This window comes from Kitasatospora sp. NPDC091257, assembly GCF_044757675.1.
GTDB lineage: Bacteria > Actinomycetota > Actinomycetes > Streptomycetales > Streptomycetaceae > Kitasatospora > Kitasatospora lactacystinica.
In genome coordinates this window covers 16,816-28,287 of the sequence record NZ_JBIVVI010000003.1, presented here as the reverse complement: position 1 = coordinate 28,287, position 11,472 = coordinate 16,816, and the positions used below count along the sequence as shown (strand labels likewise).

General features: G+C 75.3%; 7 protein-coding genes. 4 read left to right on the top strand and 3 right to left on the bottom strand.

Features of this window, described 5'->3' with window-relative positions:
- Window positions 1–57 precede the first annotated feature (57 nt).
- Entirely contained in the window at window positions 58–792 is a 735-nt protein-coding gene (locus ACIQOV_RS00380; RefSeq protein ID WP_380547959.1) for an ABC transporter ATP-binding protein, read from the bottom strand.
- Window positions 793–1,212: 420 nt separating this feature from the next.
- Here ACIQOV_RS00380 and ACIQOV_RS00375 point away from each other — a divergent pair, with 420 nt between their 5' ends.
- The 3 genes from ACIQOV_RS00375 to ACIQOV_RS00365 all read left to right on the top strand — a co-directional run bounded on the left by ACIQOV_RS00375 (window position 1,213) and on the right by ACIQOV_RS00365 (window position 8,547).
- Window positions 1,213–4,533 carry an FtsX-like permease family protein gene (locus tag ACIQOV_RS00375; protein WP_401043188.1) on the top strand — a complete coding sequence of 1,107 codons (3,321 nt, stop codon included), beginning with the start codon at window positions 1,213–1,215 and terminating at the stop codon, window positions 4,531–4,533.
- Entirely contained in the window at window positions 4,530–7,376 is a 2,847-nt protein-coding gene (locus tag ACIQOV_RS00370; protein ID WP_401043186.1) for a hypothetical protein, read from the top strand. Before ACIQOV_RS00375 ends, ACIQOV_RS00370 begins: the two co-directional genes overlap by 4 nt.
- A gap of 184 nt (window positions 7,377–7,560) precedes the next feature.
- Entirely contained in the window at window positions 7,561–8,547 is a 987-nt protein-coding gene (locus ACIQOV_RS00365) for an ABC transporter ATP-binding protein (protein ID WP_359903773.1), read from the top strand.
- Window positions 8,548–8,740: 193 nt separating this feature from the next.
- Here the strand turns inward: ACIQOV_RS00365 and ACIQOV_RS00360 are convergent, their stop codons facing one another.
- Together ACIQOV_RS00360 and ACIQOV_RS00355 are read right to left on the bottom strand one after the other, a co-directional pair.
- Complete coding sequence (locus ACIQOV_RS00360; RefSeq protein WP_387694339.1) at window positions 8,741–8,923, bottom strand: hypothetical protein; 183 nt, start codon at window positions 8,921–8,923, stop codon at window positions 8,741–8,743.
- 166 nt (window positions 8,924–9,089) lie between these two features.
- Window positions 9,090–10,640: an AMP-binding protein gene (locus ACIQOV_RS00355; protein ID WP_401043184.1), complete on the bottom strand. Its 1,551-nt coding sequence runs from the start codon at window positions 10,638–10,640 to the stop codon at window positions 9,090–9,092.
- A 193-nt stretch (window positions 10,641–10,833) separates the two neighbouring features.
- On the opposite strand from ACIQOV_RS00355, the gene ACIQOV_RS00350 reads away from it, so the two are divergent.
- A complete protein-coding gene (locus ACIQOV_RS00350; protein WP_401043182.1) occupies window positions 10,834–11,439 on the top strand; it encodes an AAA family ATPase in 606 nt (201 codons plus the stop codon).
- Window positions 11,440–11,472 lie beyond the last annotated feature (33 nt).

Sequence of the window (11,472 nt, the reverse complement as noted above, 5' to 3'; positions counted from 1 at the left end):
GGCGTGGGGAGGCGCCCCCGCATCCCCACGCCCGTGACACGACCCCGGCCCGCTCCGCTACGCGGCCCGTTCCGTCTCCTCCTCGACGATCCGTCCGTCCCGGACCTCGATCACCCGGTCGGCGAGCCCCATCAGCGTCGGGTCGTGGGTGGCGACCAGCACCGTGACGCCCTCGCTGCGCACCACCGCGCGCAGCAGCTCCATGATCGAGCGGCCGGTCTCGGAGTCCAGCTGACCGGTCGGCTCGTCGGCGATGATCAGGCTGGGCTCGTTGGCCAGCGCACGGGCGATGGCGACGCGCTGCTGCTGGCCGCCGGAGAGCTCGCCGGGGCGCTGGTTGGCGTGGTCGGCCAGCCCGACCAGGGCGAGCAGGGTGTGAGCGCGCTCCTCGCGTTCGGCGGCCGGGGCCTTGCGCAGTCGCATGGGCACGCCGACGTTCTCGGCGGCGGTGAGCATCGGGATCAGCCCGAAGGACTGGAAGACGAAGCCGATCCGCTCCCGCCGCAGGGCGAGTCGACCGTCCTCGTCCAGCCCGGCGAGGTCGATGCCGTCCAGCGCGATGCTGCCGCCCGTCGGCGTGTCCAGGCCGCCGACCAGGTTGAGCAGGGTGGTCTTGCCGGAGCCGGACCGGCCCTTGAGTGCGGCCAGTTCTCCGCGGCCGACGGTGAACGACACGCCGCGCAGGGCGTGCACGGTCCGCTCGCCGGTGCCGAAGCTGCGGCGGAGATCGGTCACGGCCACCATCGGCTGGGTGGTGGCGGTGTCGGCGGTGGCGGCCTGATGCTGCGTCATGCGGCGTCCCCCCTGTGGGCGTGGCGGCCCGGTTGTAGCCGGGTCCCGTCCGGGTCTACGGATATGTCTGCTCCGGTGGTTCACCTTCCCGGGCGGGAATCCGAGAAGAGGGCGTCCCGGGTCAAAAGGGCGCGCCGAAGCCGGAGTTGTGAAGTGTGCATGGCATTCAAGTGGGGGCATCCCCGGCCGGGATGCTATCAATGAAAGGAATTTGCTCACTGGTTACTTGATTCGCGCAAGTCCCTTCCGTTCCTGGATCGAATCTGACAGCATCGTCCGCTATCCGGCGACCGATTGCCGGTGATCAATGCGCCGGGTGTGCTCGCGATGTGTCCGTCTGTGGCCGATTTGTACTCGGGCCGGATCGATGAGCGGGGCCCGGGGATGCAACCGGGGACGTAAATCCGGGGGAGGAACTTGATGCTCGGCTTCGTCGTGCGCCGACTGCGCGGGCGAGTGCCGCTGGCTGCCGCTGTCCTGTTTGCGGTGCTGATCACCACGTCTGTGCTGACCGCCTTGGTGGCCTTCAACAGCAGCGTCGGTGAGGCCGGCCTGCGGCAGGCGCTCCAAGGGCCCGGTCACGCCCGGACCACGGTGGCGGTGACCGGTGAGCACGGGCTCGACCAGCGGTCCAAGGACGAGGCGGCGCTCGCCGCCTACCGGCAGAAGCTCTTCGGCGACCTGCCCGTCCACACCGACAGCCTGACGCGCAGCCGTTCCTACAGCCTGCCGGTATCCGGCGCCGCTGCTGACGGCACACCTGCGACCGGCACACCTGCGATCACCACGCCCGCGACGGGCAGCGGCGCGGGCAGCGCCCCCGGCGCCCCGCTCGACCTCACGGTCCTCGCCGACCTGGACCGCGGCCGGGTCCAACTGGTGGCCGGCGCCTGGCCGGGTGCCGCCACCGGACCGGTGCAGTCCGCCGCCCCGGAGGCCGCCGTCCCGCAGAGCCTGCTGCGCCGGCTCGGTCTGACCGAGCAGGCCCTGCCCGCCGAGGTCCGGCTCGTCGACCGGAACGACGGCAAGCCGCTGACCGTTCGGATCACCGGCGTCTACCGGGCCACCGACCCGACCGCCCCGTACTGGCGGATCGACCCGGTCGGCGGCCACGAGATCGAGGTCGGCGGCTTCACCACCTTCGGCCCGATGATGGTCGACCGGAGCGCCTTCGCCACGGCCGGCCTGGTCCAGGGCGGCGTCGGCTGGTCGCTGGACGCCGACTTCTCCGGCGCCGACCGGGCCGCCGCGCAGGCCGTCGGCAACCGCGCCCAGCACCTCTCCGAGGAACTGCGCGGCACCGCCTCGCTCGGCGCGACGACCGACCTGCCGGACATCATGCGCGAGCTGTCCGACAGCATGGTGGTCGCCCGGTCCACCCTGCTGATCGGCGCCCTCCAGCTGGCGGTGCTCGCCGCGGCGGCCCTGCTGCTGGTCGTCCACCTGATCGCCGCGCGGCAGGAGTCCGAGAACGAGATCCTCGCCGCGCGTGGCGCCTCGGCCTTCAGGCTCGGCTCCTTCACCGCCCTGGAGTCGCTGCTGCTGGCCCTGCCCGCAGCGGTCTTCGCACCACTGCTGACCCCGTTCCTGGTCCGCGCGCTGGCCGGCCTCGGCAGTTCCCGCCAGGTCGCCCTGGACACCGGCATCAGCTGGTCGCTCTGGCCGGTGGCCGTGATCTGCGCGTTCGCCTGCATCCTGCTGGCCACCGTGCCCAGCGTGGTGCGCGGCGTCGGTGCCGCGCTGCGCCGCCGGGCCGGACGCCGTCAGGCCGTGGTCTCCGGCGTCGCCCGCAACGGCGGCGACCTCGCCGTGCTCGCCCTGGCCGTGCTCGCCTACCAGCAGCTCGACCAGTACGGCGGCGGGCTGTCCCCCGACTCCACCGGCCGGCTCGACGTGGACCTGCTGCTGGTCGCCACCCCGACCCTCGCACTGTGCGCCGGGACCCTGGTGGTGCTGCGGCTGCTCCCGCTCGTCGCCCGGCTCGGCGCCCGCGCGGCGGCCCGCGGCCGCGGCCTCGGGCCCGCCATGGTCGGCTGGCAGCTGGCCCGCCGGCCCGGCCGCGCCACCGGACCCGTCCTGCTGCTCGTCATGGCCGTGGCCACCGGTGTCCTGGCTCTCGGTCAGCACGCCACCTGGACCTCCTCCCAGCGCGACCAGGCCGCCTTCGCCACAGGCGGAGGTCTGCGCATCTCCGGTTCGCACAACGCGCCGATGGGCCAGGGCGGCCGCTACGGCAGCCTGCCCGGCGGCGACCGGCTGGTCGCGGTGGTGCGCGACGAGCAGCCGCTGCAGGGCGGTGCCGGCCAGCTGATGGCCGTGGACGCCGCCGCCTTCGCCGACCGTGTCCCGGTCCGCTCCGACCTGCTCGACGGCCACACCGGCAAGGAGGTCTTCGGCACGCTCGCGGCCCCGGCCCCCGTCGGCATCCCGCTGCCCGGCTCCCCGCTGCGGATCGACGCCGACATCGCGGTGAGCCAGCAGGACCCGACCAAGTGGATCAGCAGTGCGGTCCACTCCGAGGTCCGGCTGCTGCTGCGCGACCGCTTCGGCCTGGTCCACAAGGTCCCGTTCGGCGAGCTCCCGCTGAAGGGCGATGTCCGCTCCTCGATCCGGCTCGACGCGCTGGTCGACGCCCCGGTGGGCTCGGTCGCCGCCCCGCTGACCGTGGTCGGCGCGACCGTCGCCTTCAGTGACCACAGCGACGGCGAGGTCGCGGTGCGGAACCTGGCCGTCGCGCAGACCACCGACGGACCGTCCACCGCCGTTGCGTTGCCGGTCGGCACCGGGTGGAACCTCAAGCCCCCGGCCTCCCGCAACCCCGCGGACAACTCGCCGGTGGCCGCGCTCGCCTCCGAAGCGGCCGCCGCCGACAACCTGTTCACGGTCCGCTACCACTCCGCCCGCGGCATCGGCGACTCCGTGCGCGCCGTGCTGCTCCCGACCGGGCCGGCCCAGCCCGCCGCCGTCAACGGTGTCGCCACCCGCGACTACCTGAAGGCCGTCGGAGCCTCGGTCGGCGACACCCTCCAGGTGCCGCTCAGCGGGGTCGTCGTCCCGGTGAAGGTGACCGGCGCGATCGAGGCCATGCCGGTGGCCGGCCGGCGGGCGCTGGTGATGGACCTCGACTCGGCCGCCCGGATGCTGTCCGCCCAGGACCGCAACCTGCCGACCCGCACCGAGTGGTGGCTGCCCGCCACCGGGCCGGGCGACCGCGCCCCGGCCGAGGCCGCCGCCGCCCTGCGCGCCGCCCCCGGAAGCCAGGACCTCGCGCTCTACGACGAGGTCTCCGACGGGCTCCTCGGCGACCCGGTCGGCGCCGCCCCGCAGAGCGCGCTGATGGCCATCGCCATCGTCACCGCCGTGCTCGCCGCGATCGGCTTCGCCGCCGCGGTGGCCGGTTCCGCCCACGAGCGCTCCCGGGACTCCGCGCTGCTGCTCGCCCTGGGCGCCCCGCGCAAGCAGGTCACCCGCACCGTCGCCGCCGAGAACGCGGTGCTGGTCGGCCTCGGCGGGATCGTCGGCCTCGCCCTGGGCGCCTTGCTCGTCCGGCTGATCGTGCCCTTCGTGGTGCTGACCCCGGCCGCCCGCCGCCCGGTGCCCGAGGCCCTGGTCGAGCTGCCGTACGGTCAGGCGCTGCTGTTCGCGGCCGCGATCGCCGCCGTTCCGCTGCTGTCGGCCTTCCTGCTCGGGCGCCGGCGTCGAGACGTGGCTTCCCGGCTGCGCCACGTGGAGGAGATGTGACCACCAAGGCCGGCACCACCGTGCCCACCCCCGCGCCGGGGCCCGCGTCCGGGCCCGGACGCGCCCACCGGCCCGCGCCCTGGGTCCGCACCCGGCTGCGCGCGATGCCACTGGCCGCGCTGCTCACAGCGGCCCTCGCCTTCGTCACCGTGTTCCTGGCGGCGGCCTTCCCGCGCGTCGCGGACCGGAGCGCGGACACCGCGCTCCAGGAGTTCACCCGAAGCCTGGGCACCGGCGTCACCAACCTGGAGTTCACCGCCGAAACGGGCCGCGCGGACACCGGGGCGGACCTGGACGCCATCCAGCGGAAGCTGGGCGAGCGGATCGGACGGGACCTCCCGCTGGGCTCGTCGGCCCAGGCCTACGGCACCCGGGTCAAGACCGGGCGTCAGATGTTCAACCCGGGGTTCACCCGGCTCTCCGAAAGAGCCACCCCGGCGCTCGGCCTGTACTACCTGCACGGACTCGCCGACCGGGCGACCCTGACCGCGGGCACCTGGCCGGGCCCCGCCCCGGCCGACGGCCCGCTGCCGATCGTGCTGAGCCAGCAGGCCGCCGAGGCCGTCAACATCAAGGTCGGCGACGTCATCGAGAGCGGCACCGACGGACCCGTCGCGCTGCGCAGCACCGTGGTCGGCCTCTACCGGGTCAACGATCCCCAGGACCCGTTCTGGGACGGGCTCGGCTGTCCGGCCAGGGCCTGCCTGGGCCTCAAGGGCGATGACGCCTGGTACTGGACCAGCGGCTTCGTCGACGGCGGCAGCCTGACCGCGCTGGCCCGCTGGGGTTCGAGCGGCCAGAACTTCTGGCGGCTGCCCGTCGACCCCGACGCACTGCACGCCGACCAGCTCGACCGGACCCGCGCGACACTCGCCTCGTACATGGCCGGCCCCGGCATGACCGCACTGATCGACTCGACCCTCCGGGCCGACCTGCACGCCACCTCGCTGATGCCGGACGTCCTCGCCCGGGCCGCCGACCGCTACCAGGCCGCCGGCCCGCTGGGCGCCATCGGGCCCGCCGGGGTCGCCGGCGTCGCGGTCGTGGTGCTCTGTCTGGCCGCGGCGCTCAGCACGGACCGGCGCACCGCCGAGATCCGCTTGCTCCAGGCCCGCGGCGGCTCGCGCGGCGGAGTGCTGCTGCGGCTGCTCGCCGAGGGCGCGGTGACGGTGCTGCCCGCCGCCGTGCTCGGCACGGCCCTCGCTCTGGTGCTGCTGCCCACTTCGCGCTGGGGCAACTCGGTGGTGCTCGCACTCGCCGTGACCCTGTTCGCGATCCTGGCCTTCCCGGCCCGGGCCGCGCTGCTCTGGGCGCGTCCGCGGGCGGCCGGCGGCTGGCGCCGGGTGATCGGCGAGCTCGCCGTGCTGGCCGTCACCGCCGCCGCCGTGGCCGAGGTCCGCCGTCGCGGCGTCGGCCACCCGGGCAGTGCGGTGGACCCGCTGCTGGTGGCCGCCCCGCTGCTGCTCGCCGTCTCCGGCGGCCTGCTGCTGGCCCGGATCGAGCCGGTCGTGGTCGGCTGGCTGGCGGCACTGGCCGGCCGCGGCCGCGGACTGGTCGGCTTCCTCGGTCTGGTCCGGGCCGCCCGCGACAACTCGGGGCGCCGCCGGCCCTCCGCACTGCCGCTGCTCGCCCTGCTGATCGCCGTCACGGCCACCGGCTTCGGCGCCACCGTGCTCACCGCGGTGGACCAGTCCCGCACCCGTGCCGCGCGCATCACCACCGGTGGCGACGTGTCCGTCAGCGTCCCGGTCTACGCGACCCTGCCGGAGGCCTTCACCAAGGCGGCCGGCGAACTGCCCGGCGTCCGGGCCGCCACCGGCGCCTGGATCGAGGAGCGGGCCACCTTCATCGGCGGCGACCGGGGCACCACCGACGCCATCCTGGTGGTGGTCGAGCCCGACGCCTACGCGGAGATCTCCCGTACGGCCGGGGTCGGTCAGTACGACCCGGCCGAGCTGGCCGCCGCTCCGGGTGGCAAGGACAGCCCGGTGCCCGCGCTGTTCAGCCGGGACCTGGCCGAGCGACTGGCCACGGGCGCGCCGCAGGTGCGCACGCCCGGCGGCAGCCAGATGGCCACCACCGTCGCCGGGGTCGTCACCGCCACGCCCGCCCTGCCGGACCCCGGCAAGCCGTTCGTGGTGGTGCCGGCCGGCCCCGCGGCGGAGCACCTGCCGGAGCTCAAGCGGGCGACCAAGGTGAACAAGTGGTTCGCGGTCGGCGACGTCGATCCGGTCCGGGTCCGCGCCCTGCTGATCGAGAGCGGCATCGGCGGCGGCGCGAATCTGGGGAAGCACGCCAAACTGGTCAACGAGGAGGCCAAGGCGGCGGGGAAGACCTCCGGTGGCCTGCCCCCCGGCTACGCGGTGCACAGCAGCCGCGACAAGATCGCCGAGTTGGCCGCCGACCCGGTGCAGCACGCGGCCGGACGGCTGTTCTGGTACTCGGGCTTCGCGGCCGCCGGGTTCGCCCTGCTGGCCGTGCTGCTGACGCTGCTGCGGGCCGCGCCGGACCGCACGGCGGTGCTCGCCCGGCTGCGCACCATGGGCCTGCGGCCCAGGCAGGGCCTGGCGCTGATCGTCGCCGAGTCGCTGCCGCAGACCCTGGCGGCGGCCGTCGGCGGCGGCCTGGTCGCCCTGGCCGCGGTCGCCCTGCTCGGGGGCGCCTTCGACCTCTCGGCCCTGGTCGGAGCCACGGTCGCCGACACCCTGGCCCCGGCGGTGATGCCGGTGCTGCTGCCCACCGTCGGTCTGACCCTGGTGGTCTGCCTCGGTGTGGTGGTGGAGACGCTGGTCGCCGGCCGGCGCCAGATCGCCACCGAACTGCGCGCGGGGGAGCGGCAATGAGGCCGGGAACGGTGGCGGCCGCGAGCGCGGCCGTGCGGCCGGAGACGGCGGCGGCCGGCGGCGCGAGGGGAAGGCCGCGACCGGCGGCCGGGAGCGGCGAACGGGCCGTGACAGCGGCGCGGGTCGCCGGGACAGTGGAGAGCGGTGCGATGAAGCAGACAGTCGAGACAGGAGACGAGCGGTGATGAGCACTCCCCAGGAGCGGACGGTCGTCGAGGCCCCCAGCCTCCAGGAGCTCCAGCAGCGGGCCCTCGCCGCCGCCTCGCCCAAGGCGTACGGCGAGGGATCGGCCATCGTCTGCGACCGGCTGGTCCGGATCTTCAGCGCGGAGGGGGTCGAGGTCCAGGCGCTCCAGGGCCTGGAACTGACCATCCGCCAGGGCGACCTGGTCGCCCTGGTCGGCGCCTCGGGCAGTGGCAAGTCCACCCTGCTCACCATCCTCGCCGGGCTGGACGTGCCGACCGCCGGCACCGCCACCGTGGCCGGCTGCGACCTGCTGGAGATGTCGGTCAAGGAGCGGCTGCGCTACCGGCGCGAGGTGGTCGGCTTCATCTGGCAGCAGACCGCCCGCAACCTGCTGCCCTTCCTCACCGCCGCCGAGAACATCGCGCTGCCGATGCAGCTGCGCGGCCGCCGTTCCGGCGCCGGCGGGGCGAAGCAGCAGGCGGTCCGGGTGGCCGAACTGATGGAGGCACTGGAGATCGGCGAGCTCGCCCACCGCAAGCCCAACGAGCTCTCCGGCGGCCAGCAGCAGCGGGTGGCGATCGCGGTGGCGATGGCCAACAACCCGCCGGTGCTGCTCGCCGACGAGCCCACCGGCGAGCTGGACTCGGAGACGGCCGGGATCATCTTCGAGTCCTTCCGCACCGTCAACCGCGAACTGGGCGCCACCGTCGTGATCGTCACCCACGACCCGATGGTCGCGGGCGAGGTCCGCCGCACGGTCGCGATCCGGGACGGGCGGACCGCCAGCGAGGTGCTGCGCCGCACCGTGACGGACGAGCACGGCGAGGAGTCGGTGAACGAGCGCGAGTACGTGATGCTGGACCGCAGCGGCCGGGTGCAGCTGCCGGTCAAGTTCCTGGAGTCGCTCGGCATGGAGCACCGGGTGGCGGTCGACCTCGCGGCCGACCACATCGAGGTCCGGCCGGACGACATCGCCGGGCACTGACCCGGGAGCGCGTTGCCGACCGGGGGCGCGCACTGACCGGAGCGCGCCCATCCGGAGCGCGTTGCCGACCGGGGGCGCGCACTGACCGGAGCGCGCCCACCTGGAGCGCGTTGCTGACCGGAGCGCGCCCGCCCGGAACAGATCTGCCCGGAGCGCGCCGGTCCCGGGAGGCGGTCGCCGCCTCCCGGGACGGTCAGCCGTCGCCGCCCATCCGCTGGAAGAGGCCGCTGCCCTCGGCCTCGGTACGGAGGTCGGGCGGTGCCTCCTGCGCGGCGCGATCGCCGCGTGAGGTGGCGGTGCAGAGGGCGAAGACGATCAGGGCACTGGCCGCCACGGCGAGGATGCCCAGCGCGGTCAGGACGCGTAGCCAGGTCAAGGTAGTGCCTCCTGGGGGACGGTGCGGCCCGCACTGACCTGCACGACGCCGCCGGGGATGTATCGGCAGGCCGGGCCGCACGGTCGAGTGCCCACGGACGGTTCTTCCCGCCGGATGGTGCACAAGAGGCCGCCCACATGGGCGCTCGAAGCACTTTCAGGGCGCGTCACACCCCGTCGCGCGCCCCCACGGTGGCAGCCGCCCGTCCGGTCCCGCTGCTTATCTGGGCCCGCAGGGCGACGAGGTCCGGCTTCCCGAGCCCGTTCAGCGGGATCGCGGGCAGCAGCAGGAGTGTGTCGGGGGCGCATAGGCCGAGGCCGCGCGCCCGGCACCACCGGTGCAGCTGCTCGGCCGTCAGCCGCGACCCGGGGGCGAGGGCGACGGCGGCGTGCACCCGCTCCAGGCGGTCCGGGTCGGTGGTCGTGAACATCACCGCCTCCCGGACCTCCGGGTGGGTGCGCAGCGGCTCCTCGATCTCGCGGGGGAACACATTGTGCCCCTCGATGATCGCCATCGGGCTCCGCCGGCCGGCCACCGTCAGGTAGCCGGCCGCGTCCAGGCTGCCCAGGTCGCCGGTGTGCAGCCAGCCGTCCCTGAACACCCGCTCGGTCAGCTCCGGGTCGCGCCAGTAGCCCACCATGGCGGTCGGCGTGCGGACGCAGATCTCCCCGGTCCGGTCCGGCGGCAGCTCGGCGCCGTCCTCGTCCAGGATGCGCAGCCCGGTGTCCGGGTACGGCCGGCCGGCGGTGGTCAGCAGCCGCGGTGCCAGGTGCTCGTCCGGGTCCAGTCGGGCGACCGGCCCGCACTCCGTCAGGCTGTAGGTCTGGTGCAGCACCCGGCCCAGTCGCCGGGTCGCCTCGGCGAGGCGCCGCGGCGAGGCCGCGCAGCCGGTGTAGCCGACCCGGCGCAGGCTGCCGGTGTCGGTGCTGGGCAGCAGCGGGTGGTCGAGCAGCCGGTACAACAGGTGCGGCGGCAGGTACATCCGGGACACCCGGTGCCGCTCGACCGCCGCCAGCACGGCCCCGGCGTCGAAGCCGTCCTGCATCACCACCGTGCCGCCCGCGGCCAGCGCCAGATCCGCCGTGGTGCCGCCGCCGTGGCAGAGCGGGGTGCACAGCAGGAAGACCGACCCGGACAGCAGCCGTGGGCGCGGCGGACGGGTGAAGCGGCGCAGCACCCCCTTCGGACGCCCGGTGGTGCCGCCGGTGAACCGCACCGCCATCACGTCCTCGGGCCGGTAACGGGGTTCGAGCGGGGCGGGGGAACGGGCCGCGGCGAGGTCCAGCAGGTCCGTGCCGAGCCCGAGCGGTGCCGGGCCCAGGGAGAGCAGAGCGGCCGAGGGCACGGCCCCGGCGATCCCTTCGGCCGCGGCCGCGCACCGGACCGGGTCGAAGACCAGCGCGGAGGTTCCGGCGAACTCCGCCAGCGCCACCTGCTCCGCGACCGGCCCGTCCGGGAACGGCATCGCGACCCGGCAGCCCAGCAGGTTCGCGGCCAGCCGCACCAGCAGCGCCTCCGGCCGGTTCCCGGCCAGCACCGTCACCCCGTCCCCGCGCCCGAGCCCGGCCCGCTCCAGTGCCCGGGCGGCGCGGTGGACCAGGTCCAGGCACTGCTGCGCGCTCCACGCCCCGTCCCCGGACCGGATCGCCACCCGGCCGGGATCACGCGCCAGCCCGTCCAGCACCAGCGCGGTGTACGTCGGAGCCGCCTCCGCCATGGCCCGCCCTCCTGTCTGACGGCGTGTCAGCCTAGTGGATGTCCGGCCCCACGGATGCACTGCGGTCGACCGGGGCCCCACGGGCACCGGCGCGCGGGCGGGGCGGGGCGTGGCCGGGGCGGGGTTGTTGTTAGGGTTCCCGGTCGGACGTGAACGGGGGCTCGGGCTGGTGGGCGGCAGGGTGGACGCGGTCGTGGCGCCGTACGGAGTGGTCGATCTGCGGGGCGAGGCCGGGGCGGGCTTCGTCACCGCCTACCCGGCCGACGCCGTCGTGGTGGTGTCCGGGCTGCCCGGGGCCGGGAAGAGCACGCTGCTGCGCCGCTGGTCCGGGGCGGCGGTCCTGGCGGTGGACCCTCGGACGGTGCACGAGGCCTGCGAGGCGGTGATGCCCGCCGCCCTGCCGTACGCGGTGTACCGGCCGTGGGCCCGGCTGGAGCACTTCCGGCTGCTGCGCTCCTCGGTGCGCGGCGGGGGTCCGCTGCTGGTGCACGACTGCGGCAGCCGGGCCTGGATGCGGCGCTGGCTCGCCCGGGAGGCGGGCCGGCAGGGCCGCGAACTGCACCTGGTGCTGCTGGACGTCGGCGCCGCCACCGCGCTGGACGGTCAGCGGGCCCGCGGTCGGCGTGCCTCCGCCAGGGTCTTCGCCCGCCACCGCCGCGGCCTGGAGGGGCTGTTGGCCGCCTTCACCCGGCACGTGCGCTCCGACGGCCCGATGCCGACGCCGGAGGCCTCGTCCGTGCTGCTGCTGGACGCCGTCTCCCGCGCCCGCGCCGAGACGGTGCGCTTCGGAGCGGGCTGACCGTCGGCCGCGGGTGGGCCCGGCCGGCCGGGT